Raw genomic sequence first — 23732 nt, 5'->3', positions numbered from 1 at the left:
GTTCACAGCCCCAGTTTGCGTGGTTGCCATTCCTTGATCACCAGCGTGACATCAAGGTCGGTGCCGTGCAGTTTGATCCGCTCGGGCAGCCAGTAGCCATTTTGCTCTGCATAACTGAGGTACTCGACCTGCCAGCCATCTTGTTCGAGATTGGCCAGGCGGCTGTCGACGTCGAGGGTCAGGCGACTTTTGCTGTCCGGGGCCGGGAGCCCGCGAACCCACCATGCCAGATGGGATACCGGCAACTTCCAGCCCAGCTGTTCTTCAACCAGGGCTTCAGGAGTCGGCGCGTCATAGCGGCCCTGATTGGCCACTTCCAGCGAGACTTTGCCGGGGCGACCAGTCAAACGGGCCGCGCCACGACCCAGCGGGCCGGAGAGGCGAATGTCGTAGTAATCCTGGCGTTGCAGCCAGAACAACGTGCCGCTGCCCGAATCTTTTGGCGCGCGGATGCCGATTTTGCCGTTGATCTGCCAGCCGTCGAGGCCGGTCAGTTGCTGTTTGTGCTCGCGCCATTGGGCCTTGTTGCCTTGACCCTGGACCGATTCGCGGGCAACGAAGCCCGCGCAACCGGCGAGCAGGGCGATGAAGCTGAAAATAATGAAGTGGCGCAAAAACATAATTTTAAAGAGTCTCTGATCCGGTCAGGCGCTTGATGGTGCCGCGCAGGGTAGGGCTGTCGGGCTGTTCTTTGAGGAACTTGCTCCAGATTTGCTTGGCTTCGCGTTGTTTGCCGTTGGCCCACAGGACTTCGCCCAGGTGCGCGGCGACTTCCTGATCGGGAAAGCGCTCCAGCGCCTTGCGCAAATACCGCTCGGCTTCATCGAGGTTGCCCAGGCGGAAATTGACCCATCCGAGGCTGTCCAGGACTGCGGGGTCTTCCGGGTTGATCTGGTGCGCCTGTTCGATCAAGGCCTTGGCTTCGGCGTAGCGTGTGGTGCGGTCGGACAGGGTGTAGCCGAGTGCGTTCAACGCCATCGCATTGTTCGGGTCACGCTTGATGATCAGTCGCAGATCTTTTTCCATCTGCGCCAGGTCATTGCGTTTTTCTGCCAGCATGGCCCGGGTATACAGCAGATTCAGATCGTCGGGGTATTGCTGCAGGGCTTGCTGCAAGACTTTCCAGGCCGTGTCGCCCTGTTTGTTGGCAGACAAGGTTTCGGCTTCGATCAGATACAGCTGAATCGCATAATCGGGCTGCTCACCGCGCTCGGCTGCGAGACGGCTTTGGGCTTCGGTGGTCTTGCCATTACTCATCAGGATATCGGCCTGACGCAATTGCGCCGGCAGGTAATCGTTGCCCGGCCCGACCTGAGCATATTCGATCAATGCGCCCTGCGGGTCGTTGCGTTCTTCAGCAATGCGCCCCAGGTTCAGGTGTGCCGAGTCGACATGGCTTTCCCGAGCGATCAGATCTTCCAGGTAACCTTTGGCCTCGTCCCACGCCTTGGCTTCCAGGCAGACCAGCGCCAGGGAATAACGCAGCTCGTCGTCTTCGGGGTATTGCTGCACCAGGCTCGAGAACTCGACCTTGGCATCGTCCATGCGGTCCTGTTCAACCAGCATGCGCGCGTAGGTCAGGCGCAGGCGTTTGTCGTCCGGGTATTTCTTGATGCTTTTTTGCAGCAGCGGCAAGGCTTCATCGCCACGGTTGAGCCCTTGCAGCAGGCGCGCGCGCAGGAGGATCGGCGCTATTTCGCCCTCGTCCGGCGGATTGTCTTCGAGCAGGGTCAGGGCGCCCTTGGCATCGCCGTCCTGTTGCAGCAGCAAGGCCTTGCCGAAAATCAGCTGGTTGTTGCGCGGATGGCGCTGCAGCAAGCGGTCAAAACCTTTCATCAGGCCGTTGCGAGTTTCCTGATCGGTGTCGGCTGCGGACAGGGCGAGAAAGTCGAAATGCGTGTCGCCTTTGCCTTGCAGGACTTTTTCCATATAGACCATGGAGTCGTCGTAACGCCCGGCGCGGGCGAGCTGCACGGCAGCCGCCCGTTGCGCTTCGAGATCGTCCGGGGCGTTTTTTGCCCAGACCAGTGCTGTGTCGAGGGCGGCCTGATCGGCGCCCAGATACTCGGCAATGCGAAATGCCCGCTCGGAGATGCCCGGATCCTGGGTATTGATGGCCTGGGTCACGTAGTTGTCCAGGGCAATGTCGTAGCGATTGCGCTGGCCAGCCAATTCGGCGCTCAACAGACTGAAGACGGTTTCTTCGCTGAACGAGCTGTAAACCTTGGGCTTTTCAGGGGCCGGAGTGCTGTCTTCGACCGGCGGCGTACCGTCCGACGAAACGGGCGCCAAAGCCTGGCAGCCGCTGAGGAAGACAAAAGCGAGGAGCAACGCGAAAGATCTATTCATATAGGAAGAGGACGACTAACCTGCGGTCGGATCATCATGACACAAGCCTTCGGCCAAACATAACCGCCCGGCCAATTTACCCGCGCGGGCAATCCCCGCAGGCCCGGCGCCCTTGTAAACGAGAACGGATCGCAGCCTTCGGCAGCTCTTGCAGGAGCGATAGATATCGAGTGGTTGTTCTGGCTCTGTCGAAGTAGGACAATTGTCGGCTTCACGTCACCATCAGCGACCTTGAATGGCCTTCCTTGCACTCGGTATTAACCACAAGACTGCTTCAGTAGACGTCCGCGAGCGCGTGGCCTTTACCCCTGAGCAGCTGGTTGAGGCCTTGCAGCAGCTCTGCCGACTCACCGACAGCCGCGAAGCTGCGATCCTCTCCACCTGCAATCGCAGTGAACTGTATATAGAACAGGATCACCTTTCGGCTGACATCGTATTGCGCTGGCTGGCCGATTATCATCATTTGAGCCTCGATGAGCTGCGCGCGTGCGCTTATGTGCATGAAGATGATGCGGCAGTTCGTCACATGATGCGGGTCGCTTCCGGGCTCGATTCGCTGGTGTTGGGTGAACCGCAGATTCTCGGGCAGATGAAGTCGGCCTACGCTGTCGCTCGCGAGGCCGGCACCATTGGTCCGCTGCTCGGGCGACTGTTCCAGGCCACGTTCAATGCGGCCAAACAGGTGCGAACCGACACCGCCATCGGCGAAAACCCGGTATCCGTGGCGTTTGCCGCGGTCAGCCTGGCGAAACAGATTTTCAGTGATTTGCAACGCAGCCAGGCTTTGCTGATCGGCGCCGGCGAGACCATTACCCTGGTCGCCCGCCATCTGCATGAGCTGGGGGTGAAGCGAATCGTGGTCGCCAACCGCACCCTGGAGCGCGCGAGCATCCTGGCCGAGCAGTTCGGCGCCCACGCAGTGCTGCTTTCGGACATCCCGGCAGAGCTGGTGCGCAGCGACATCGTGATCAGCTCCACCGCCAGCCAGTTGCCGATTCTCGGTAAAGGTGCGGTGGAAAGTGCCTTGAAATTGCGCAAGCACAAGCCGATTTTCATGGTGGATATCGCCGTTCCTCGGGATATCGAACCGGAAGTCGGCGAGTTGGACGACGTTTACCTGTATAGCGTCGACGATCTCCACGAAGTGGTCGCCGAAAACCTCAAAAGCCGTCAGGGCGCAGCCCAGGCCGCTGAAGAGATGGTGTCGGTCGGTGCCGAAGATTTCATGGTTCGCCTGCGCGAACTGGCGGCGGTGGATGTGCTTAAGGCCTATCGTCAACAAAGCGAGCGCCTGCGCGACGAAGAATTGCAGAAAGCCCAACGGATGCTCGCCAATGGCAGCAGCGCCGAAGACGTGCTGGTGCAATTGGCCCGCGGCCTGACCAACAAACTCTTGCACGCCCCGAGTGTGCAATTGAAAAAGCTCTCTGCCGAAGGCCGCCTCGATGCGCTGGCCATGGCCCAGGAACTCTTTGCCCTCGGTGAGGGCTCATCGGATAGCTTTTCGGATAAGAAACCGCAATGAAAGCGTCACTGCTCAATAAGCTGGACATCCTCCAGGACCGTTTCGAGGAATTGACCGCCCTGCTTGGCGACGGCGAGGTCATTTCCGATCAAAACAAGTTCCGCACCTATTCCAAGGAGTACGCGGAAGTCGAGCCGATCGTCGGCACCTATAAACAGCTGCTTAAAGTGCAGACCGACCTCGAAGGGGCTCAGGCGCTGCTCAAGGACAGCGACCCGGACATGCGCGAAATGGCTGTGGAAGAAGTCCGCGAAGCCAAAGAGCAACTGATCGAAATCGAAGCCCAACTGCAACGCATGCTGCTGCCCAAAGATCCCAACGACGGGCGCAACGTATTCCTCGAAATCCGCGCCGGCACGGGCGGTGACGAAGCGGCGATTTTCTCCGGCGACCTGTTCCGCATGTATTCGCGTTACGCCGAACGGCGTGGCTGGCGGGTCGAGATTCTTTCGGAGAACGAAGGCGAGCACGGCGGCTATAAAGAAGTCATTGCCCGGGTCGAAGGCGAGAACGTTTACGGCAAGCTGAAGTTCGAGTCCGGCGCACACCGCGTACAACGGGTTCCGGCTACTGAATCCCAAGGCCGCATCCACACGTCGGCCTGCACCGTGGCCGTGTTGCCTGAGCCGGACGAGCAGGAAACCATCGAGATCAACCCGGCGGATCTGCGGGTCGACACCTATCGCTCCTCCGGTGCCGGTGGTCAGCACGTCAACAAGACCGATTCGGCCATCCGTATCACACACTTGCCGTCCGGTATTGTCGTCGAGTGCCAGGAAGAACGTTCCCAGCACAAAAACCGCGCCCGGGCGATGTCCTGGCTGTCGGCCAAGCTTAACGATCAACAGACCAGCGCCGCCGCGAACGCTATCGCTAGCGAGCGAAAATTGCTGGTAGGTTCCGGCGATCGTTCCGAGCGGATCCGCACCTATAACTTTGCCCAGGGCCGGGTCACCGACCACCGGGTCAACCTGACGCTGTATTCGCTCGACGAAATTCTTGCCGGTGGCGTGGATGCGGTGATCGAACCGTTGCTGGCCGAGTACCAGGCCGACCAATTGGCAGCGATAGGTGAGTAAATGACGATCATTGCCAGTTTGTTGCGCGCCGCTGATTTACCCGACTCGCCCACCGCGCGTCTGGATGCCGAATTGCTGCTGGCGGCTGCCTTGGGCAAGTCCCGTAGTTTTCTGCACACCTGGCCTGAACGTATCGTCCCGAGCGAAGCGGCGCTGAAGTTTGCCGAGTACTTGCAACGCCGCCGTAGCGGTGAACCGGTGGCCTACATTCTGGGGCAGCAAGGTTTCTGGAAGCTCGACCTGGAAGTCGCACCCCACACGCTGATTCCGCGTCCCGACACCGAATTGCTGGTAGAAACCGCGCTGGAACTGTTGCCAGCCACCCAGGCTTTGGTGCTCGATTTGGGCACAGGCAGCGGCGCCATCGCCCTGGCCCTGGCCAGCGAACGTCCAGCCTGGAAAGTCATCGCCGTGGATCGCGTGCTGGAAGCCGTAGCCTTGGCCGAGCGCAATCGCCAGCGGCTGCACTTGAACAACGTCACGGTGCTGAGTAGCCATTGGTTCAGCGCTTTGGAAGACCAACGCTTTCAATTGATCATCAGCAATCCGCCCTACATTGCTTCGACCGATCCGCATCTGGCGGAGGGTGACGTGCGCTTCGAACCGGCCAGTGCCCTGGTGGCCGGCGTCGATGGGCTCGACGATTTGCGTCTGATCGTCGATCAGGCACCGGATCATCTTGAGGCAGGTGGCTGGTTGATGCTCGAACATGGTTACGATCAAGCCGAAGCCGTGCGGGATTTGCTAACGATCCGCCGCTTTGAAGAGGTCCACAGCCGCACCGATCTGGGCGGTCACGAACGCATCAGTCTGGGGCGCTTGCCGTGCTGAATGATCAGGAATTACTGCGCTACAGTCGGCAGATTCTGCTGCAACACGTCGACATCGACGGTCAGTTGCGGCTCAAAGAAAGCCGCGTGCTGATTGTCGGTCTTGGCGGTCTCGGCTCGCCGGTTGCGCTGTACCTGGCGGCGGCTGGTATCGGTGAGTTGCATCTGGCGGACTTCGACACGGTTGACCTGACCAATCTGCAACGCCAGATCGTTCACGACAGCGACAGCGTCGGCCTGAGCAAAGTCGATTCGGCAATCCGTCGCCTGACCGCGATCAATCCCCAGATTCAGCTGATTGCCCATCGCACCGCTCTGGATGAAGATTCCCTGGCGGCGGCCGTTGCGGCGGTGGATCTGGTGCTGGACTGTTCCGACAATTTTTCTACCCGCGAAGCGGTCAACGCCGCGTGTGTGGCTGCGCGTAAACCGCTGGTCAGCGGCGCGGCGATTCGGCTGGAAGGCCAATTGTCGGTCTTCGACTCCCGTCGTCCGGAAAGCCCGTGCTACCACTGTTTATACGGGCACGGCAGCGAAGCCGAGCTGACCTGCAGCGAGGCCGGCGTACTCGGTCCGCTGGTGGGCCTGGTCGGTAGCCTGCAAGCCCTCGAAGCGTTGAAATTGCTGGTGGGGTTCGGCGAACCGCTGGTGGGGCGCCTGTTATTGATCGATGCCTTGGGTACGCGCTTCCGCGAATTGCGGGTCAAGCGTGATCCGGGCTGCAGCGTCTGCGGGTCAAGCCATGCGTGAAGCGCCGATTGGAGTGTTTGATTCCGGTGTCGGTGGGCTGTCGGTGCTGGCCGAGATCCAGCGACTGTTGCCCAACGAGTCTCTTCTGTACCTCGGTGATTGCGGGAATATTCCCTACGGTGAGAAATCCCCGGCATTCATCAGTCAGCGTTGCAGTGTCATGGCGCAATTCTTTCAGCAGCAGGGCGCCAAGGCGCTGGTGCTCGCTTGCAACACTGCGACCGTCGCGGGTGTTGCCGACTTGCGGCGCGATTTTCCCGAGTGGCCCATCGTCGGCATGGAGCCCGCGGTCAAACCGGCTGCTGCGGCGACACGCAGCGGTGTGGTTGGCGTACTCGCTACCACCGGCACTTTACAGAGCGCCAAGTTTGCCGCCTTGCTCGACCGTTTCGCCGCCGATGTGCGAGTCATCACTCAGCCATGCCCAGGGCTGGTGGAGCTGATTGAAAATGGCGATTTGCACAGCGAGGCATTGCGTCAGCTGCTGCAAGGGTATGTCGATCCGCTGCTGGCCGCAGGTGCAGACACGATCATTCTGGGCTGCACGCATTATCCCTTTCTCAAGCCGTTGCTTAAGCAAATGCTCCCCCAGAGCATCAGCCTGATCGATACCGGTGCCGCTGTGGCACGGCAGCTTCAACGATTGTTGGCCGAGCGTGAGTTGCTGGCCGAGGGACCTGCTCGGGCTGCCCGGTTCTGGTCGAGCGCGGATCCGGAACATTTCAGAAATATCTTGCCGGTTTTGTGGCATTCGACGGGTGTTGTGCAAAGCTTCGACGTGTAGATAAAAAAATATGAAAAAACGAATAATTGGGCTGAACTCTGATCAAGCGTCTATTTCTATAGCTTTGTCTGTTGGGCAGCATAAAAAACCATACGAAATTGTTCGGAAAAGGATGTTTCTAATGAAGCGACTATTCTGCTTGGCCGCGATTGCGACCGCATTGATGGGGCACAGCTTTACCGCGCAGGCAGCAGGGGTGGAATTCGCAGTCGGCCAGACCAGCGATTCGACCATGACTTACCGACTGGGCATGCAATTTGACTGGGACAAGAGTTGGCTGCAGAGCGACATCGGTCGCTTGACCGGCTACTGGAGCGGCGCTTACACCTACTGGGAGGGCGATGAAACGTCGAGCAATCACAGTATGTCGTTCTCGCCGGTGCTGGTGTACGAGTTTGCCGGTCAGACCATCAAACCCTACATTGAAGCAGGCATCGGCATCGCGGTGTTTGCCAACACCGAAGTCGAAGACAACAAACTGGGCAGCGCCTTTCAGTTCGAAGACCGTTTCGGGTTTGGTCTGCGCTTTACCGGCGGACATGAAGTCGGGATTCGCGCCACGCACTATTCCAATGCCGGAATCAGCAGCCCGAACGATGGCGTAGAGAGTTACGCGCTGCATTACACAATGCCGTTGTAACGTCAAAAGCATCGCGGGCAAGCCACGCTCCCACAGGTTAGGTGACCTCCTGTGGGAGCGGGCTTGCCCGCGATGGCGTCAGTTCTGATGACACATCTCTAAATATTACCGATACGCCGTCGCAATCCCCTGGCGTTCGGTGATGCATTCCGGTGCGCCCATTTCGAACTCCCGGCAGATCAGTGGACGTTTTTCGTAGATGGTGCACATCATGCTGTTGCGATCCAGCGCGGCGCACCAGCCGTCATCCAGCCGCAACATGACTTCCCCACCCCAATCGTCGGTATCGATAAAACGCTCGGGCACACCGGTGTCGGTGATCAGCATGACTTCAAGCTGACAGCAGCAGGCTGCGCAGGTCGAGCAGGTGACCGCAGGTTCGGCTATTTGCGTGTGGGGAATGGTTTTCATGGCGCGCAGTGTAAGGCAGTCGACCCGCGCTGTGTGAAAGGCCTGACGGACGCTCAGGCTTTACGGCAGATCCTCGATCGGCGGATTGTTTCGCTCCATGTGCTTGCCGATTTTCAGTCCCGTCTGGCCGGACTTTTGCGGCAGAGGCCAAAGGACAGGCATGAGCAGTTCCGGTAAGGGGAGTTCCAGTGGCCGATGTTTGAGCAGGTCGAAGAGGTATCGCGCCGTTTTATCCGCCGACCAGTCGAGGTGTTCTGGAACGTCTTTGCTCAAGGGGATATCGGTAAGTCCTGGGCTGACTATGGTCATTTCGATGTTTTGCGGCGCCACATCGATGCGCAAGGATTCAAATAAATGACGCAACCCGGGCTTTGCATCGCCATAGCCTTCGGCCCGTGGCAGGGGCAGGTAAGTTACCGAGCTGGCCATGCCCACCAGATGCGGCGCAGTGCCCGCCTGCAGCAGGGGCCGGGCAGCTTCGATGCAATAGCTGCTGGCAAGCAGGTTGGTACGCACGATGTGTTCGATGATTGACGAGTCGAACTGACTGGCATCGACGTATTCGCAGGTGCCCGCGTTGAGGATCATGGTGTCCAGAGAACCCCATTGCTCGGCAATCTGCTCGCCGATTTCGCGCACCCGTTGGCCATTGGTCAAATCACCCGCGACCACCAGCACTTGTCCGGGATAACGCTGAGACAGGGCTTTCAATGGCGCCAATGAGCGGGAGCTTGCGGCCAGGTGGGCACCGGTTTTCAGTATTTCTTCGGCCAGCGCGGCACCAATACCGTTGCTGGCACCGGTCAACCAGTATCGCCTTGGAGGTGTACGACTCATCCCAATTCCCTTTTTAACCAGATAATTTCCGGCTCAACACCGTATTTATAATGCAATGCGGCGGCATCAATTTAATTCCGGTGGTGATAAACCCTGTCGGGATGGCAGGTTCTTGAACGCGGCCAAGGCCCGTTCGCGGGAAGTGCTCAGGTTGACGATAGGCGATGGATAATCCGTCACACCGAATAATCCGCCGAGTCTCGCGCGATTGTGCAGGTCTTTTTTACTCATTTCGTTGATCTGGGGCAACCAATGCTTGATGAAAACCCCTTCGGCGTCGAATTTTTCCGACTGGCTCAGTGGGTTGAAAATCCGGAAAAAGGGCGCCGAATCGGTACCGGTGGACGAACTCCACTGCCAGCCACCATTGTTCGCCGCCAGATCGCCGTCAATCAGATGCCGCATGAAAAAACGCTCGCCTTCACGCCAGTCGATCAACAGGTTTTTGGTCAGGAACATTGCCACGACCATGCGCAAGCGGTTGTGCATCCAGCCGGTTTCCAGCAATTGACGCATGGCGGCATCGATAATCGGCAGGCCGGTACGGCCTTGTTGCCAGGCCTGGAGGTCTTCGGGGGCATCACGCCAGGCCAAGGCTTCGGTTTCCGGGCGAAAGGCGCGGTGCCGGGAGACCCGTGGGTAGCCCACCAGAATGTGTTTGTAGAATTCGCGCCACAGCAATTCGTTGATCCAGGTGACCGCACCGACCTTGCCGCTTTCGAACTCCCCCTGATTGCTTCGCAACGCAGCGTGCAGACACTGACGAGGAGAGATGACCCCGGCGGTCAAATAGGCCGAGAGCCGGCTTGTGCCGGGTTTGGCCGGGAAATCGCGCTCGCTGTGGTAATAGTCGATCTGAGCGTCGGTAAAGGTCTCGAGGCGGCGTCGGGCTTCGGTTTCGCCGGCCGGCCAGAGAGCACGCAAACTGTCGCTGGGCGTGTCGAAACCCTCGACACGAGAGGGCGGTTCGTCGCTGGCGATACCCAGCAGAGCCTGGATGGCGGGGGCGGTAACCAGTCTCGGTAATGAGGCATGCAAGCGTTCATAACAGACCTTGCGAAACTGGCTGAAGACCTGGAAATAGGTGCCGGTTCTGGTCAGCACGGTGCCGGGCTTGAACAGCAGTTGATCGAGGTAGCTGTAAAAGTCGATGCCTTGGGCTTTCAGGGCTTGGGCCACCGCGGCATCCCGACGGGTTTCATGAATGCCGTATTCCTCGTTGACGTGCACTGCGTTGATCTTCAATTGCTGGCACAGCTCGAGCAGCACCTTGGGTGCTTCATCCCAGCGGGACGCCTTGCGAATCAGCAGCGGGATGTTCAGGGCGTCCAGCGCATGGCGTAACTCGGTAAGGTTGCGCAGCCAGAAATCCACTTTGCACGGCGCGTCGTCATGGGCCAGCCATTGCTGCGGACTCAGCAAATACACCGCCATACTCGGGCCGCGGGCTGCGGCGGCCGAGAGGGCGGTGTTGTCGTGTAGACGCAAGTCGCTGCGCAGCCAGATCAATTGCATGGTGGTATCCGCGCGATCCATTAAAAAAACGCCATTAAATGAGCCCGCGCTGAATCAGGCCCTGATGGGCCGACAACGGGTCTTCGGCCAGGGACAAGTCAGCAATGGCGGTGGTTCTTGCGGACAATTCGGTGTGGTGAATGCACACCGTTGATCCGGCAATCATTTTTGGGCAGCTGACGCCATTCAAAAGTTTCGTCAGATGCGAAAGATTCATGGCTTTGCTGGAATACAGCAGTACGCCGCGGGCTTGCAGGTGATCGACCGCCAGCGCAAGTTCGCCAGCGGGGAGCGGCCAGTCGAAGACTTCCACCGGGCAATCGACGCTGCTGATCAGCCAGGCGGTGAGCCACAGATAAGGCTCCAGCGGCAGGTCCGAGTGATTGATCAGCAACAGCGGCGCGGTGCGTAACTGACGGTTGTTATGGTAGATCCTCGCGCCGAATTTGCTGCGCAACCAGGAATAAACAAACACCCGCTCCATTTGCGCGCCGAACTGGCCTTGCCAGCGTTGTTCCAGTTCCGCCAGCAACGGCATCAACAATCGTTCACACAAGGTGCGTGGCGGATACAGCGCCATCGCCTGATTCACCGTGTCATCGAGGGTGCGTTCAGCCAGCTGCGTGACTGCTTGCAGCAATGTCTGGCGCAGCACCAGCCAATCGTTCCCGACGGGGTCGGTAAGCCCCTGAGGCGTGTCGAGCAATTGTTTGACCTGGCTGACAGCCACGCCGCGATTAAGCCAGGTAAGGATCGTCAGGATCCGTTGCACGTGTTCGGCACAGAACAGCCGATGCCCCTTGGGCGTACGCTGAGGCACGATCAGCCCATAGCGGCGTTCCCAGGCGCGTAAGGTGACGGCGTTGACCCCGGTCTGCCGGGACACTTCACGAATGGGCAGCCAACCAGCGTCCAGGGCCTTCTTGAAGTCGGTGCCGAGGTCTTCGCTGGCGCTGGTATCCGGTGGATTTTTCATTAAATCGCGTTTCGCAGGCTGAGGTTTTCCGGGTGCGGTTGCAGGTAAACCTGTTGCGCAATGTATGGATCCGGGTGTTGGCGAAAGTAGTGTTTGAGCAGCATCAGTGGCACCACCAGCGGCACGATGCCTCGGTGGTATTGGCCGATGATGTGCTGCACTTCCTGTTTGTCTTCACGGCTGATGGCCTGTTTGAGATAGCCACTGAGGTGCTGCAGCACGTTGGTGTGGGTGCGGCGTGTAGCGCATTTTTTCAGGGCCGCCATCAGCTCGCTGAAATAGCGCGGGCCGAGCACTTGCGGATCGGTTTGCCCCATGTTGCCCAACAAGTTGCCCAGGGTTTTGTATTGCACCGGGTTGTGGGCCATCAGCAGGTATTTGTAGCGCGAGTGAAAGTCAGTGAGGGCGCGCCGGGTCAGGCCTGTTTGCAGCAACTGCTGCCAGGCGCTGTAGGCGAACACGCGGGTGAGGAAGTTTTCCCGCAGCACCGGGTCGTTGAGGCGGCCGTCTTCTTCCACCGGTAAATCAGGATGCAATGCACAGAAGGCTTGGGCGTAGACACCACGGCTACCGCCGTCCACTGGCGCGCCGTTGGCGTGGTAGACCTTGACCCGTTCCAGCCCGCACGAAGGGGATTTCTGCATGAAGATATAGCCGCAGATGTCGCCCAACTCCAGCGCCATTTTTTGACCGTACTCGGCCAGCGGCCGGGTGACGTTGATCTCTGGGTGGACAGTGCCGACAGCCTGCGGATGTGCCGGGTTGCCGACCAGACGGATTGGTTCGCGAGGGATACCCAGGCCAATGGCGACTTCCGGGCACACCGGGACGAAATCGAAATAATCAGAAAGGATGCGGCTGCACAGAGGTGATGCCTTGTGCCCGCCGTTGTAACGCACTTCGGCTCCCATCAGGCAGGCGCTGATGACGATTTTCGGTTTCATGGCTGTAGGGGGCATCGGAGCGCCTCGGATCCAGACCTGTACAGATTATTAGGTCTGTACAACATGACTTCATCATAGATTCAAAGGTGTACAAGTCAAATTTTTTGTATAGGTTTTTGCGGGGCTGCTGCCTATGTCGACAGCAGCGATGGGCTGGACTTGATTCAGTTCACTGCAAGTGTTCGTGCAGCCGGCGGGCTGCTTCCTGACCACTGAGCCAGGCACCTTCGACACGGCCGGACAGGCACCAGTCACCGCACACATACAGGCCCAGATCGGCATCGGCCAAGGCACCCCATTCATGGCTGCTGGCCGGCCGGGCATACAGCCAGCGGTGAGCGAGGCTGAAGGTCGGAGCAGGCATGGCGTCGTGCAGCAGTTCGGCAAAGGCCCCGTGCAATTGCTCGATCACGGCTTCCTTGGGCAGGTCGATATGCTGCCGGCTCCAGGCACTGGTGGCGTGCAGCACCCAAGTGTCGAGGGTGGTGTCGCGCCCCGGTTTGCTGCGGTTGCGCGCCAGCCAGTCGAGAGGACTGTCCTGTACGAAGCAGCCTTCGATGGGGGTTTCCAGCGGTGTGTCGAACGCCAGCGCGACGGCCCAGGTGGGTTCCATTTTTACCCCGGCAGCGGCCCCGGCGAGCTTCGGCGCAGTCGCCAGCAGCGCGGTCGCCTGCGGGGCGGGCGTGGCGATGACGACATGGCTGAACGGACCATGGGTAAAGCCTTCGGCATCTTGCAGATGCCAGTGCTCTTCACCGCGATAGACCTCGGTGATGCGGCAGGCGAAATGCGCTTCCAGATCACCGAGCAAGCCGCGCGTGATCGCGCTCATGCGTGGCGTGCCGACCCAGCGAGTCTGTTCATCCGGCGAGGGTCTGAGCTGGCCGCCGTGGAAGGTATAGAGCTGCGGCGTCCATACGGCGACCCAGTCGTTGGCTTGCCAGCGCTGGACTTCGGTGACGAAGCGGCGATCGCGAGCAGTGAAATATTGCGCGCCCATGTCCAGAGCACCCGCATCGCTGCGCTTGCTCGACATGCGTCCGCCACTGCCGCGGCTTTTATCGAAAAGTTGCACGACATGCCCGGCCTCCGTCAGAGCCTGGGCGGCTGAGAGTCCGGCGATGCCGGTGCCGATGATTGCGATAGGTACAGTCATAGGGGCCTCGTTTACCTGTCTGTACAGACTACGCCGTGGTTCAAACCTGTACAATATTGTTTTTTGGTATAACTTTTAGCGTTCTCGTTCTGGCGGCTTGGCCTATTGTTAAGCACAGAGCCTGTCCGATACTAAAGCTCCCTGCTTATAAAAATAGACTAGTGATGCGGGTAAAACGCCACGCGAGGAAGATGTCATGCACATATTGCTGACCGGCGGTACTGGTTTGATAGGACGTCAACTCTGCCGACACTGGTTGAGCCAAGGGCATCACCTGACGGTGTGGAGTCGCACGCCTGCCAAAGTCGCCCAAGTCTGTGGCACACAGGTACGTGGAATCGCACGGCTTGAGGACCTGGGTCAAGAACCGGTGGATGCCATTATCAATCTCGCGGGGGCACCGATTGCCGATCGGCTCTGGACGCACAAACGCAAGGCGTTGCTGTGGAGCAGCCGGATCACCCTGACCGAAACCCTGCTGGCCTGGCTCGAAAGCCGCGAGCAAAAACCGCAGGTATTAATTTCTGGCTCCGCGATCGGTTGGTATGGCGACGGTGGCGAGCGGGAGTTGACCGAAGAATCGCCACCGGTCATCGATGATTTCGCCAGCCAGTTGTGCGTCGCCTGGGAAGAAACCGCGCAGCGCGCCGAAGCCTTGGGTATTCGCGTGATCCTCATTCGTACCGGGTTGGTGCTGTCCGCCGAGGGCGGCTTTTTGTCGCGGCTGCTGTTGCCGTTCAAGCTGGGGCTGGGCGGGCCGCTGGGCAATGGTCGGCAGTGGATGTCGTGGATTCATATCAAGGATCAAATCGCCCTGATCGATTTTCTTCTGCATCGCAATGAGGCCAGCGGTCCATATAATGCCTGCGGGCCCAAACCGGTGCGCAATCGTGAATTTGCCCAAACGTTGGGTAGCGTGTTGCATCGTCCGGCGTTCATGCCGATGCCGACTCTGGTGTTGAAGGTGTGCCTGGGCGAATTGTCATTGTTGTTGCTGGGTGGCCAGAAGGTCATGCCGGCTCGCTTGCTGGAAGCGGGCTTCACTTTCCAGTTCACTGATTTGCGCGCGGCGTTGGACGATTTGTCCAGCCGCCTTAAGAAATAGGACGTTGCATGACCGATCACGTGTTGCTTCTGGTCAACCTGGGTTCACCTGCTTCCACCTCGGTGGCGGATGTGCGCAGCTACCTCAATCAATTTCTGATGGACCCGTATGTGATCGACCTGCCGTGGCCGGTGCGACGTTTGCTGGTGTCATTGATTCTGATCAAGCGCCCGGAGCAATCGGCCCACGCTTACGCATCGATCTGGTGGGCGGATGGCTCGCCACTGGTGGTGCTCAGCCGTCGTCTGCAACAGGCCATGACCCGGGAATGGACCCACGGGCCTGTTGAGCTGGCGATGCGTTACGGAGAGCCATCGATTGAATCGGCTCTGGTGCGGCTGGCCGCCCAGGGGCACAAGAAAGTTACCTTGGCGCCGCTCTATCCGCAGTTCGCCGACAGCACCGTGACCACGGTGATCGAAGAAGCCAAGCGGGTGGTGCGGGAGAAGAAACTCGACGTGCAGTTCTCGATTCTCCAGCCGTTCTACGATCAGCCGGAATACCTCGATGCATTGGTGGCCAGTGCCAAGCCTCATTTGCAACAGGATTACGATCATCTGTTGCTGAGCTTTCATGGTTTGCCGGAACGGCACCTCACCAAGATCGACCCCACTGGTCACCATTGCTTTAAAAGCGATAATTGCTGTCAGAACGCGTCATCGGAAGTATTAGCCACCTGCTACCGCGCTCAATGCCTGCGCACTGCGTCAGAGTTTGCCCGGCTTCTGGGCCTGCCGGATGGCAAATGGTCGGTGTCGTTCCAGTCGCGTCTGGGGCGAGCCAAGTGGATCGAACCCTACACCGAAGCGCGCCTCGATGAGTTGGCCAAAAGCGGCGTGAAGAAAGTCCTGGTGATGTGCCCGGCATTCGTCGCCGATTGCATCGAAACCCTGGAAGAGATTGGTGATCGGGGGAGGGAGCAATTCCGCGAAGCGGGAGGGGAGGAGTTGGTGCTGGTGCCGTGCCTCAACGAGGATCCGCAGTGGGCCAAGGCGTTGAACGTATTATGCGAAAGGGCGCCGTTGGCGTTGTAAATCTTCAAAAGCTTCGCGGGCAAGCCTCGCTCCTACAGAAATACGTGATCGTTCCCACGCTCTGCGTGGGAATGCCTCTGGGGACGCTCCGCGTCCAGTGACGCGGAGCGTCACGGGCTGCATTCCCACGCAGAGCGTGGGAACGATCATACGTCGTCTCATTGATCGACACAGAACCTGTAGGAGTGAGGCTTGCCCGCGAAGGCATTCTTGAGGCTGGCTTACAACAATGGCTCTTGCGCCTGCTTATGCTTCCAGCTGTCATGGCCTGGCAGCAACAGGTTCAGCGCAATCGCCACCACCGCGCACAGCGCGATGCCTTTGAGGCCGAAATCGTCCGGGCCGGTACCGGTGCCGACCAGTACGCCGCCAATCCCGAACACCAGCGTCACCGAGACAATCACCAGATTGCGTGCTTCGCCCAAGTCGATCTTGTGGCGAATCATTGTGTTCATCCCCACCGCAGCAATCGAACCGAACAACAGGCAAAGAATCCCGCCCATCACCGGCACCGGGATGCTTTGTAGCAGGGCGCCGAACTTGCCGATGAACGCCAGGCTGATCGCAAAGATCGCCGCCCAGGTCATGATTTTCGGGTTGTAGTTTTTCGTCAGCATCACCGCGCCGGTCACTTCGGCGTAGGTGGTGTTGGGCGGGCCGCCAAACAGGCCGGCTGCGGTGGTGGCAATGCCATCGCCGAGCAGGGTGCGGTGCAGGCCGGGCTTTTTCAGGTAATCGCGACCGGTCACGCTACCGACCGCGATTACGCCGCCGATATGCTCGATCGCTGGCGCGAGGGCTACCGGAACGATGAACAGAATCGCCTGCCAGTTGAATTCCGGAGCCGTGAACTGTGGAATCGCGAACCACGGTGCAGCGGCAATCTTCGCGGTGTCGACCACTCCGAAATAGAACGCCATGGCAAAACCGACCAGCACGCCGGAGATGATCGGCACCAGGCGGAAAATGCCTTTGCCGAACACCGCGACGATCAAAGTGGTCAGCAGTGCCGGCATCGAGATCAACATCGCTGTCTGGTAAGCAATCAGCTCCGTGCCATCGCCGGCCTTGCCCATCGCCATATTCGCGGCGATCGGCGCCATGGCCAGGCCGATGGAGATGATCACTGGGCCAATCACCACCGGCGGCAGCAGGCGGTCGATGAACCCGGTGCCTTTGATCTTCACGGCAAGACCGAGGAAGGTGTAAACGAAACCCGCTGCCATCACACCGCCCATGGTCGCCGCCAGGCCAAACTGGCCCTTGGCGAGAATGATCGGCGTGATGAAGGCAAAGCTCGAGGCGAGGAACACCGGCACCTGACGCCCGGTGACGATCTGGAACAGAATCGTCCCAAGGCCTGCGGTGAACAGCGCCACGTTGGGGTCGAGGCCGGTAATCAACGGCATCAACACCAGCGCGCCAAAGGCCACGAACAGCATCTGCGCACCCGACAGCACTGTGCGCCAGAGCGGATCGTTGAACTCTTGCTGCATGCTCAAGCGTCCTTCTGCTTGGTGCCGAAGATCTTGTCACCGGCATCGCCCAAGCCAGGGATGATGTAACCGTGTTCGTTGAGTTTTTCGTCAATGGAAGCGGTGTAGATCATCACGTCCGGGTGAGCCTTCCCCACCGCGGCGATGCCTTCAGGGGCGGCCACCAGGACCATCGCGCGGATGTCCTTGCAGCCGGCCTTTTTCAGCAGGTCGATGGTGGCAACCATGGAACTGCCGGTGGCGAGCATCGGGTCGATGATCATCGCCAGGCGTTCGTCGATTTCCGGCACCAGTTTTTCGAGATAGGTGTGGGCCTGCAGGGTTTGTTCGTTGCGGGCCACGCCCACGGCGCTGACTTTGGCGCCCGGGATCAGGCTGAGCACGCCTTCGAGCATGCCAATGCCGGCACGCAGGATTGGCACCACGGTAATTTTCTTGCCGGCGATTTTCTCGACCGACACCGTGCCGCACCAGCCTTCGATGTCGTAGCTTTCCAGCGGCAGGTCTTTGGTGGCTTCATAGGTCAGCAGGGCGCCGACTTCCTGAGCGAGTTCACGGAAATTCTTCGTGCTAATGTCGGCGCGGCGCATAAGGCCAAGTTTGTGACGGATCAGCGGATGGCGGATCTCGAGGATGGGCATGGGAAAGGCTCCGGCGGCGGGCAAAAAAACCGGCCTAGATTAATCTATCCGAGGGTGTTGTCCTATAGACATACAGAACGTTAGTCCACAAACGCTTGATCTGGCCGTGCGGGATGCGTACCTTTGCCCGCTTTTCCGAATCCGTCCCTCCCCCTCAAACCCTTGGAGAGCGCCATGTCCGCTGATCTCGAGCATATCCGTCAAATCATGCGAGAGGCTGACTGCCTGTACACCGAAGCTGAAGTCGAGGCGGCCATCGCCCGCGTCGGTGCACAAATCAACGATCAGCTGGCTGAACGCAACCCGGTGGTGTTCTGCGTGATGAACGGCGGGCTGATTTTCTCCGGCAAGCTGCTGACGTATCTGAACTTCCCGCTGGAAGCGTCCTACCTGCACGCCACCCGTTATCGCAACGAAACCAGCGGCGGCGATCTGTTCTGGAAAGCCAAGCCGGAAGTCTCGTTCATCGACCGTGACGTGCTGATCATCGACGACATCCTCGACGAAGGTCACACCCTGGGCGCGATCATCGACTTCTGCAAACACGCTGGCGCCCGCGCCGTGCACACCGCCGTGCTGATCGACAAGGACCACGACCGCAAAGCTCGCCCGGACCTGAAAGCCGATTTCGTCGGCCTGCCGTGCATCGACCGTTACATCTTCGGTTACGGCATGGACTACAAAGGCTACTGGCGTAACGCCAACGGGATTTTTGCTGTTAAAGGCATGTAATTCCCGACCAACCCATTCCCTGTGGGAGCGGGCTTGCCCGCGATGGCGTCGGTGCATTAAGCATTAATGTGTCAGATAGATCGCTATCGCGGGCAAGCCACGCTCCCACAGGGATCGGTGTGCACAGAAGCGTTTTCGTACACCCATGCTAGAGTGCTCGGCCCCGCCCCCGGAGCCCTTCATGAACCTTTTGATCCGCAGCTGCGCCGCCCTGTTGCTGACCCTCAGCCTGCCCCTGGCCGCCGCTCCGGCGCCAATGCACGGGCAGTTTTTGCCTCCAGACGACTTGACCCTGCGTGACGCCGAACCCGAGCAGCAACAACTGTTGCAGATCACCGACTATTCGGTGGTGATTGGCAGTCAGCGCCAGTCCAACCAACAGCCGATCCCGGTCACCTCGCCATTGCTGATCCGCCTCAAGGGCAAATCCTTGAACAAGGGCGCGACCATCAGCCAGGTATTGGTCAACTTTGATGGCGAAAGCAAAAGCCTGAAAAAGCCGATCTATGACGAAAAAAATAAAACCCTGACCCTCTATTATCCGCTGGCTCAGTACCGGGTGGTGATCGACTTGCTGCGCAACGACACGGTGTATTGCCAGTTCCTCAGCTACGCCAACGGCCATATCTGGGCCGATTTGCACACCGGCAGCGTTCGTCCGCGTTGAGCCTGGCGCCTGCGCGGGGGTAAACTGCCCGCCCCGTGAAATGTCTGCGAGCTGGAGTCGGCAATGCGTAAAGATAAGAAGCAAGTGATTGGTGACGAGATCGGCGATGCGCAGATCAAGCTGTTCCTCGATTTCGAGCCGGTCGACGCCACTTCACCGTCGCTGCACAAACTGATCAAGGCGTACCGTGGCCTGCGCATCGATGACTTCGAGCGTTTTCTGACGTTCTTTGTTGAAGCCGGCTATGACCTGGATGGCAAGGATGAGCACGGCAATGACTTCGTCGCCCTGATCAAGGATCAGCGCAACGCGGCCGAGTACATCGAACTGATCAACAAGGCTCGCGGTTAAGATCAAAAGATCGCAGCCTCGCTACGCTCGACAGCTCCTACAAATGGTTCGCTCATACCTGTAGGAGCTGTCGAGCGAAGCGAGGCTGCGATCTTTTCAGCGGCATAAAAAAAACGCCCCGCCCTCAATGAGGACGGGGCGTTTTTTATGCGGCCGAATCAAGCGTAGCTTTCAGTCTCGTTACTGGCTTCAACCAGTTCCAGCGCGACGTTGTTGTGCGCATTGATCTTGCGATACAGCGCCGCGTCGGTTTCCAGAACCTTTTCCCGAGCCGGGAAGATTTCCGCGAGCTTGGCAGCCCACTCGCCATGCGCCTTGTTCGGGAAACATTTTTCGATCAGCTCAAGCATGATCGAAACAGTCACCGAAGCGCCTGGGGACGCGCCGAGCAGGGCGGCAAGGGAACCGTCCTTGGCCGCGACCAGTTCGGTACCGAACTGCAGAACGCCGCCTTTCTTCGGGTCTTTCTTGATGATCTGCACCCGTTGGCCGGCCACTTCCAGGCGCCAGTCTTCAGCTTTCGCCAATGGATAGAAGCGACGCAGGGATTCCAGGCGCTGCTCCATCGACTGCATCACTTCGCTGACCAGGTACTTGGTCAGGTCCATGTTGTTTTTGGCCACGGCCAGCATCGGGCCGATGTTGCCGGCGCGGACCGACATTGGCAGGTCCATGAACGAACCGTGCTTGAGGAACTTGGTGGTGAAACCGGCGTAAGGCCCGAATAGCAGGGACTTCTTGCCATCGACCACGCGAGTGTCCAGGTGCGGCACGGACATCGGTGGCGAACCTACGGCGGCCTGGCTGTAAACCTTGGCCTGGTGGTGCTTGACCACTTCCGGGTTGTCGCAACGCAGCCATTGGCCGCTGATCGGGAAACCGCCGAAGCCTTTGCTCTCTTCGATGCCCGAAGCTTGCAGCAGTGGCAGTGCCGCACCGCCAGCGCCGAGGAACACGAATTTCGCATCGACCTCACGGGTATTGCCGCTGTTGACGTCCTTGATGCTGACAGTCCAGCCACCGTTGTTGCGCTTCAGGCCAGTCACACGCTTGCAGTACTTGACCTGGGCATCGGGTGCGCTGGTCAGGTGCTGGAGCAATTGGTTGGTCAGGGCGCCGAAGTTGACGTCGGTGCCGTTCATCACGCGGGTGGCGGCGACGACTTCGTCGGCCGGGCGGCCTGGCATCATCAACGGCATCCACTCGGCCATTTTGGCCTTGTCTTCGGTGTATTCCATGTCCGAGAAGGCGTGGTGTTTGCTCAGCGTCTTGAAACGTTCCTTGAGGAAGGAGACGCCATCGTCGCCCTGCACGAAGCTCAGATGCGGCACCGGGCTGATGAATGACTTGCACGAGCCGAATGTGCCTTTCTTGGTCAGGTAAGACCAGAACTGCTTCGACACCTCGAACTGGGTGTTGATGTGCACGGCTTTCTTGATGTCGACGGTGCCGTCGGTGGCCTGTGGCGTGTAGTTCAGCTCACACAGCCCGGCGTGACCGGTACCGGCGTTGTTCCACGGATTGGAACTCTCCGCGGCACCGGAATCCATCAGCTCGACGACTTCCAGCTTGATCGCGGGGTCGAGCTCTTTGAGCAGTACAGCAAGGGTGGCACTCATGATGCCGGCCCCAACCAGTACTACGTCGACTGCTTCGTTATGCGCCATTTAACGCGTCTCCAAAATCTGCAGCACCAAATTGTCGGCATAGCTGCCAGGCGTTCCGGGGCGTGTCAGTGATGCCCCAGGTACCCATGGCCAGGATCGCCATGTCCGAATCTTCGCAATTTTTCGCAACTTCGACGGATGCATGCGGCCTGGCTTCAAGAGTCACATGAACTCATTTCGGCACGCGGCTGGCAATTCGACTTATGGTCGAGACATCCGTTTGTGCAACCAAATCCGTAGCGGACAGGCTTCAGGCTCCGGTGTTCGAGGAATACTCGGTCCTGTGTCGTTGGGCTGTTGTAGACGCTAATGGTGCATGTTCAGACGCAAAACTATTCATTTGCTCGCCACACTCTTGTGAAGTTGTGAAAACCCGTTTTTTTCACGCTCTTTTGAAGACGTGAACCTCAAAAAAGGGCTGCCCCAGCCTGGCACCGTGCCCGGATGGATTGCCGCCATGGGGTACATGACAGGCAAAACGGGCAAACAGCTCAGTGACCGAGCGTAATGACAGCTCTGCAGATTCGCGAAAAGTGGTGTTTTGCTCAAGAAACAGCAAGCGCGCCAGCTTCACTCGATCTGTGTGGGCGGCTCTCTGTGGGCGGTGCGGGGTGTCAATACCGAGGCATTAACGATGCTGCGAGGCCCGATCAGGAGACGTCCTTATAATCGGGGGGAGATTGTAACGAAGAAACGCAGGGAAATGGTCGTGTTTAATGACTTTTATTAAGCGTCTGGTCAGGTGGTCAACAGTTGTTGCGCCCGCGCACGTGGCTGACGCTGGCTGACACGGGCGCTGGCGGGCAGGGGATGGTGCAGCCAGTTGAGGCGGATTTCTTCGATTTCGACCCAGCCATCGCCCATGGGCTGCAGGCTGCACTGCTTGAACGCCTGGCACCGGCCATTGCGGTCGAGCAGGGCAAAGCAGCGATGCAGTGGGCGTGGCGTGAACAGCGAGATGAGAAAACGCATGGCAAAGTACCTTGTGGGTGACTGCTGTGAAGGTTGCCAGTGAGCCATGACGTGGATGTGTAAAGTCGATGACAGATGTGTGACAGGAACCGCGTTGGGCCGGGTTTGTCAGAGATTTCAGTAATCGTTGCTGGACGCTAGTTCGCCGCAGTGGCGCACCGCTATACTGCGGGCCTGTTTGTGCCTGATTCTGGAGAAAAGAGCATGTTGCAACGCCTGTTGTTCGGTTTGATCACTGTGACCAGTTTGACCCTCGTCGGCTGCGCCCACAGCCCGCAACAACTGAACCCGGAACCCAAGCTGACGGCTCAGTTGGCGCCGGTCGGCCGTGGTCAGCCGGTGGTGGTGCGTGTGGTGGACGGTCGTCCGTCGCCAACCCTGGGAACTCGTGGTGGTCTGTACCCGGAGACCAGCGCGATCACCGTGCAGGGCGCGCAGATTCTGCCGAAGTTGCAGGCTCAGGCTGAAGCGGCTGTGCGCTTGCTGGGCTTTACCCCGACGGCCAATGCGCTGAATGCACCGCAATTGACGGTGACCCTGGCCGAGTTGAAGTATCAGTCGCCCAAGGAAGGCATGTATGTGACTGAGGCAACGATTGGCGCGACGTTCCGTTCGGATGTGCAGAATGCCAACCGTCGTTACAGCGGTCGCTACGGTGCGTCGCTGGATCAGCGTTTTGGCATGGCTCCGAATCAGGAAACCAATACCAAGCTGGTCAGTGATGTGTTGAGTGATGCGTTGACCCGCTTGTTCAAGGACCCGACGATTGGTCAGGTGCTTGCCGAGTAACGGTTTGCTTCTTGTTTAAAGAACCCGGTGTCAGTGATGGCACCGGGTTTTTTTGTGTCCGCGAATTCATTGGAACCTGCTCACTATTCACCTGTAGGAGCGAGGCTTGCCCGCGAAGACGGCCTGACAGCCGACCAATCCCTTGCAGATGCACACGATTCAATTGTGGGAGCGAGCCTGCTCGCGATGGCGGTGTGTCAGGCAACATCCACGTTGAATGTGAGAAAGCCTTCGCGGGCAAGCCTCGCTCCTACAGGGCACGACGCTCAAGCCGCCTCCGAATAAAAATCCAGAACACTCACCCCCGTCAGCAAATCCGTTTCCGGCAAGTCGGCATGTTGATGCCCGCCCAGCGCACAATACACCAGCCAATGCCGGTCCTGTACGTTGAAGGCGAGGCTGCCGACTAAGGTTTGTTGTTCGTCGCTTTGGGCAATGAGGTAGAGGCGGTCCTGGTTTTCGGCGTGGAGCATGACGGGGTC

The 23732-nt window shown here is 59.0% G+C and carries 25 protein-coding genes; 12 read left to right on the top strand and 13 right to left on the bottom strand.

All coding sequences use genetic code 11. The features are described from left to right. Nucleotides 1–2 precede the first annotated feature (2 nt). Entirely contained in the window at nucleotides 3–620 is a 618-nt protein-coding gene (gene lolB, locus NHU87_RS23470) for a lipoprotein insertase outer membrane protein LolB (RefSeq protein WP_253552830.1), read from the bottom strand. Nucleotides 621–624: 4 nt separating this feature from the next. Next, nucleotides 625–2349: a tetratricopeptide repeat protein gene (locus NHU87_RS23465; RefSeq protein WP_253552828.1), complete on the bottom strand. Its 1725-nt coding sequence runs from the start codon at nucleotides 2347–2349 to the stop codon at nucleotides 625–627. Between the two features lie 235 nt (nucleotides 2350–2584). Between NHU87_RS23465 and hemA the strand changes: the two genes are divergently transcribed. The 6 genes from hemA to NHU87_RS23435 all read left to right on the top strand — a co-directional run bounded on the left by hemA (nucleotide 2585) and on the right by NHU87_RS23435 (nucleotide 7957). After that, nucleotides 2585–3874 (top strand): glutamyl-tRNA reductase, encoded by a 1290-nt coding sequence (hemA, locus tag NHU87_RS23460; RefSeq protein ID WP_253552826.1) that lies wholly within the window; start codon nucleotides 2585–2587, stop codon nucleotides 3872–3874. Next, nucleotides 3871–4953, top strand: a complete 1083-nt coding sequence (prfA, locus tag NHU87_RS23455; protein WP_253552824.1) for a peptide chain release factor 1 — start codon at nucleotides 3871–3873, stop codon at nucleotides 4951–4953. The genes hemA and prfA overlap by 4 nt, the downstream gene beginning before the upstream one ends. After that, nucleotides 4954–5784, top strand: a complete 831-nt coding sequence (gene prmC / locus NHU87_RS23450) for a peptide chain release factor N(5)-glutamine methyltransferase (RefSeq protein WP_253552822.1) — start codon at nucleotides 4954–4956, stop codon at nucleotides 5782–5784. After that, entirely contained in the window at nucleotides 5778–6533 is a 756-nt protein-coding gene (locus tag NHU87_RS23445; protein ID WP_253552820.1) for a molybdopterin-synthase adenylyltransferase MoeB, read from the top strand. The genes prmC and NHU87_RS23445 overlap by 7 nt, the downstream gene beginning before the upstream one ends. After that, the gene (murI, locus tag NHU87_RS23440) at nucleotides 6526–7317 is read left to right on the top strand and encodes a glutamate racemase (protein WP_253552818.1); all 792 of its coding nucleotides are present in this window, start codon (nucleotides 6526–6528) and stop codon (nucleotides 7315–7317) included. Before NHU87_RS23445 ends, murI begins: the two co-directional genes overlap by 8 nt. Nucleotides 7318–7438: 121 nt before the next feature. Then, a complete protein-coding gene (locus NHU87_RS23435; RefSeq protein ID WP_253552816.1) occupies nucleotides 7439–7957 on the top strand; it encodes an acyloxyacyl hydrolase in 519 nt (172 codons plus the stop codon). A 105-nt stretch (nucleotides 7958–8062) separates the two neighbouring features. On the opposite strand, the gene NHU87_RS23430 is transcribed toward NHU87_RS23435, so the two are convergent. From NHU87_RS23430 to NHU87_RS23405, 6 genes are all read right to left on the bottom strand, one after another. Beyond that, complete coding sequence (locus NHU87_RS23430) at nucleotides 8063–8368, bottom strand: YkgJ family cysteine cluster protein (protein ID WP_007905822.1); 306 nt, start codon at nucleotides 8366–8368, stop codon at nucleotides 8063–8065. Nucleotides 8369–8428: 60 nt separating this feature from the next. Further along, entirely contained in the window at nucleotides 8429–9205 is a 777-nt protein-coding gene (locus NHU87_RS23425; protein ID WP_253552814.1) for an SDR family NAD(P)-dependent oxidoreductase, read from the bottom strand. Between the two features lie 66 nt (nucleotides 9206–9271). Then, nucleotides 9272–10720, bottom strand: a complete 1449-nt coding sequence (gene phrB, locus NHU87_RS23420) for a deoxyribodipyrimidine photo-lyase (RefSeq protein WP_253552813.1) — start codon at nucleotides 10718–10720, stop codon at nucleotides 9272–9274. Between the two features lie 34 nt (nucleotides 10721–10754). Continuing rightward, the gene (locus tag NHU87_RS23415; RefSeq protein WP_253552812.1) at nucleotides 10755–11696 is read right to left on the bottom strand and encodes a MerR family transcriptional regulator; all 942 of its coding nucleotides are present in this window, start codon (nucleotides 11694–11696) and stop codon (nucleotides 10755–10757) included. Then, complete coding sequence (locus tag NHU87_RS23410) at nucleotides 11696–12655, bottom strand: YbgA family protein (protein ID WP_253552811.1); 960 nt, start codon at nucleotides 12653–12655, stop codon at nucleotides 11696–11698. Before NHU87_RS23410 ends, NHU87_RS23415 begins: the two co-directional genes overlap by 1 nt. A 154-nt stretch (nucleotides 12656–12809) precedes the next feature. Next, nucleotides 12810–13796, bottom strand: coding sequence for an NAD(P)/FAD-dependent oxidoreductase (locus NHU87_RS23405; RefSeq protein ID WP_253552810.1), 987 nt, complete (start codon nucleotides 13794–13796; stop codon nucleotides 12810–12812). A gap of 196 nt (nucleotides 13797–13992) precedes the next feature. Here NHU87_RS23405 and NHU87_RS23400 point away from each other — a divergent pair, with 196 nt between their 5' ends. Together NHU87_RS23400 and hemH are read left to right on the top strand one after the other, a co-directional pair. Beyond that, on the top strand, nucleotides 13993–14901 hold the full coding sequence (locus NHU87_RS23400; RefSeq protein ID WP_253552809.1) for a TIGR01777 family oxidoreductase: 909 nt from the start codon (nucleotides 13993–13995) through the stop codon (nucleotides 14899–14901). Between the two features lie 8 nt (nucleotides 14902–14909). After that, nucleotides 14910–15935 (top strand): ferrochelatase, encoded by a 1026-nt coding sequence (gene hemH, locus NHU87_RS23395; protein WP_253552808.1) that lies wholly within the window; start codon nucleotides 14910–14912, stop codon nucleotides 15933–15935. Between the two features lie 221 nt (nucleotides 15936–16156). Here hemH and NHU87_RS23390 read toward each other — a convergent pair whose 3' ends face one another. Together NHU87_RS23390 and upp are read right to left on the bottom strand one after the other, a co-directional pair. Then, nucleotides 16157–17431, bottom strand: a complete 1275-nt coding sequence (locus tag NHU87_RS23390; RefSeq protein WP_253552806.1) for a uracil-xanthine permease family protein — start codon at nucleotides 17429–17431, stop codon at nucleotides 16157–16159. A 2-nt stretch (nucleotides 17432–17433) separates the two neighbouring features. Beyond that, complete coding sequence (gene upp / locus NHU87_RS23385; RefSeq protein ID WP_008011992.1) at nucleotides 17434–18072, bottom strand: uracil phosphoribosyltransferase; 639 nt, start codon at nucleotides 18070–18072, stop codon at nucleotides 17434–17436. Nucleotides 18073–18246: 174 nt separating this feature from the next. Between upp and NHU87_RS23380 the strand changes: the two genes are divergently transcribed. The 3 genes from NHU87_RS23380 to NHU87_RS23370 all read left to right on the top strand — a co-directional run bounded on the left by NHU87_RS23380 (nucleotide 18247) and on the right by NHU87_RS23370 (nucleotide 19822). Further along, on the top strand, nucleotides 18247–18804 hold the full coding sequence (locus NHU87_RS23380; protein WP_253552804.1) for a hypoxanthine-guanine phosphoribosyltransferase: 558 nt from the start codon (nucleotides 18247–18249) through the stop codon (nucleotides 18802–18804). Nucleotides 18805–18985: 181 nt separating this feature from the next. Then, the gene (locus NHU87_RS23375; protein WP_253552801.1) at nucleotides 18986–19471 is read left to right on the top strand and encodes a hypothetical protein; all 486 of its coding nucleotides are present in this window, start codon (nucleotides 18986–18988) and stop codon (nucleotides 19469–19471) included. Nucleotides 19472–19534: 63 nt separating this feature from the next. Continuing rightward, on the top strand, nucleotides 19535–19822 hold the full coding sequence (locus tag NHU87_RS23370; RefSeq protein ID WP_253552799.1) for a PA4642 family protein: 288 nt from the start codon (nucleotides 19535–19537) through the stop codon (nucleotides 19820–19822). 158 nt (nucleotides 19823–19980) lie between these two features. Here the strand turns inward: NHU87_RS23370 and mqo are convergent, their stop codons facing one another. Together mqo and NHU87_RS23360 are read right to left on the bottom strand one after the other, a co-directional pair. After that, the gene (gene mqo / locus NHU87_RS23365) at nucleotides 19981–21489 is read right to left on the bottom strand and encodes a malate dehydrogenase (quinone) (protein WP_253552797.1); all 1509 of its coding nucleotides are present in this window, start codon (nucleotides 21487–21489) and stop codon (nucleotides 19981–19983) included. A gap of 738 nt (nucleotides 21490–22227) precedes the next feature. After that, nucleotides 22228–22461 carry a hypothetical protein gene (locus NHU87_RS23360; RefSeq protein WP_253552795.1) on the bottom strand — a complete coding sequence of 78 codons (234 nt, stop codon included), beginning with the start codon at nucleotides 22459–22461 and terminating at the stop codon, nucleotides 22228–22230. 204 nt (nucleotides 22462–22665) lie between these two features. Between NHU87_RS23360 and NHU87_RS23355 the strand changes: the two genes are divergently transcribed. Continuing rightward, on the top strand, nucleotides 22666–23250 hold the full coding sequence (locus NHU87_RS23355; RefSeq protein WP_038981596.1) for a YajG family lipoprotein: 585 nt from the start codon (nucleotides 22666–22668) through the stop codon (nucleotides 23248–23250). A 266-nt stretch (nucleotides 23251–23516) separates the two neighbouring features. Here the strand turns inward: NHU87_RS23355 and NHU87_RS23350 are convergent, their stop codons facing one another. Further along, entirely contained in the window at nucleotides 23517–23723 is a 207-nt protein-coding gene (locus NHU87_RS23350; RefSeq protein ID WP_007939788.1) for a hypothetical protein, read from the bottom strand. Between the last annotated feature and the right edge of the window lie 9 nt (nucleotides 23724–23732).

Origin of the sequence: Pseudomonas mandelii (assembly GCF_024138395.1) — a bacterium.
Taxonomy (GTDB): domain Bacteria; phylum Pseudomonadota; class Gammaproteobacteria; order Pseudomonadales; family Pseudomonadaceae; genus Aquipseudomonas; species Aquipseudomonas mandelii_E.
This window is presented reverse-complemented; position numbering and strand designations above follow the sequence as displayed.

Excerpts from the sequence above, each read along its gene's own strand:
- lolB (WP_253552830.1), bottom strand. The coding sequence starts at position 620 with ATGTTTTTGCGCCACTTCATTATTTTCAGCTTCATCGCCCTGCTCGCC.
- NHU87_RS23465 (WP_253552828.1), bottom strand. The coding sequence starts at position 2,349 with ATGAATAGATCTTTCGCGTTGCTCCTCGCTTTTGTCTTCCTCAGCGGC.
- hemA (WP_253552826.1), top strand. The coding sequence starts at position 2,585 with ATGGCCTTCCTTGCACTCGGTATTAACCACAAGACTGCTTCAGTAGAC.
- prfA (WP_253552824.1), top strand. The coding sequence starts at position 3,871 with ATGAAAGCGTCACTGCTCAATAAGCTGGACATCCTCCAGGACCGTTTC.
- prmC (WP_253552822.1), top strand. The coding sequence starts at position 4,954 with ATGACGATCATTGCCAGTTTGTTGCGCGCCGCTGATTTACCCGACTCG.
- murI (WP_253552818.1), top strand. The coding sequence starts at position 6,526 with ATGCGTGAAGCGCCGATTGGAGTGTTTGATTCCGGTGTCGGTGGGCTG.
- NHU87_RS23435 (WP_253552816.1), top strand. The coding sequence starts at position 7,439 with ATGAAGCGACTATTCTGCTTGGCCGCGATTGCGACCGCATTGATGGGG.
- NHU87_RS23430 (WP_007905822.1), bottom strand. The coding sequence starts at position 8,368 with ATGAAAACCATTCCCCACACGCAAATAGCCGAACCTGCGGTCACCTGC.
- NHU87_RS23425 (WP_253552814.1), bottom strand. The coding sequence starts at position 9,205 with ATGAGTCGTACACCTCCAAGGCGATACTGGTTGACCGGTGCCAGCAAC.
- phrB (WP_253552813.1), bottom strand. The coding sequence starts at position 10,720 with ATGCAATTGATCTGGCTGCGCAGCGACTTGCGTCTACACGACAACACC.
- NHU87_RS23415 (WP_253552812.1), bottom strand. The coding sequence starts at position 11,696 with ATGAAAAATCCACCGGATACCAGCGCCAGCGAAGACCTCGGCACCGAC.
- NHU87_RS23410 (WP_253552811.1), bottom strand. The coding sequence starts at position 12,655 with ATGCCCCCTACAGCCATGAAACCGAAAATCGTCATCAGCGCCTGCCTG.
- NHU87_RS23405 (WP_253552810.1), bottom strand. The coding sequence starts at position 13,796 with ATGACTGTACCTATCGCAATCATCGGCACCGGCATCGCCGGACTCTCA.
- NHU87_RS23400 (WP_253552809.1), top strand. The coding sequence starts at position 13,993 with ATGCACATATTGCTGACCGGCGGTACTGGTTTGATAGGACGTCAACTC.
- hemH (WP_253552808.1), top strand. The coding sequence starts at position 14,910 with ATGACCGATCACGTGTTGCTTCTGGTCAACCTGGGTTCACCTGCTTCC.
- NHU87_RS23390 (WP_253552806.1), bottom strand. The coding sequence starts at position 17,431 with ATGCAGCAAGAGTTCAACGATCCGCTCTGGCGCACAGTGCTGTCGGGT.
- upp (WP_008011992.1), bottom strand. The coding sequence starts at position 18,072 with ATGCCCATCCTCGAGATCCGCCATCCGCTGATCCGTCACAAACTTGGC.
- NHU87_RS23380 (WP_253552804.1), top strand. The coding sequence starts at position 18,247 with ATGTCCGCTGATCTCGAGCATATCCGTCAAATCATGCGAGAGGCTGAC.
- NHU87_RS23375 (WP_253552801.1), top strand. The coding sequence starts at position 18,986 with ATGAACCTTTTGATCCGCAGCTGCGCCGCCCTGTTGCTGACCCTCAGC.
- NHU87_RS23370 (WP_253552799.1), top strand. The coding sequence starts at position 19,535 with ATGCGTAAAGATAAGAAGCAAGTGATTGGTGACGAGATCGGCGATGCG.
- mqo (WP_253552797.1), bottom strand. The coding sequence starts at position 21,489 with ATGGCGCATAACGAAGCAGTCGACGTAGTACTGGTTGGGGCCGGCATC.
- NHU87_RS23360 (WP_253552795.1), bottom strand. The coding sequence starts at position 22,461 with ATGCGTTTTCTCATCTCGCTGTTCACGCCACGCCCACTGCATCGCTGC.
- NHU87_RS23355 (WP_038981596.1), top strand. The coding sequence starts at position 22,666 with ATGTTGCAACGCCTGTTGTTCGGTTTGATCACTGTGACCAGTTTGACC.
- NHU87_RS23350 (WP_007939788.1), bottom strand. The coding sequence starts at position 23,723 with ATGCTCCACGCCGAAAACCAGGACCGCCTCTACCTCATTGCCCAAAGC.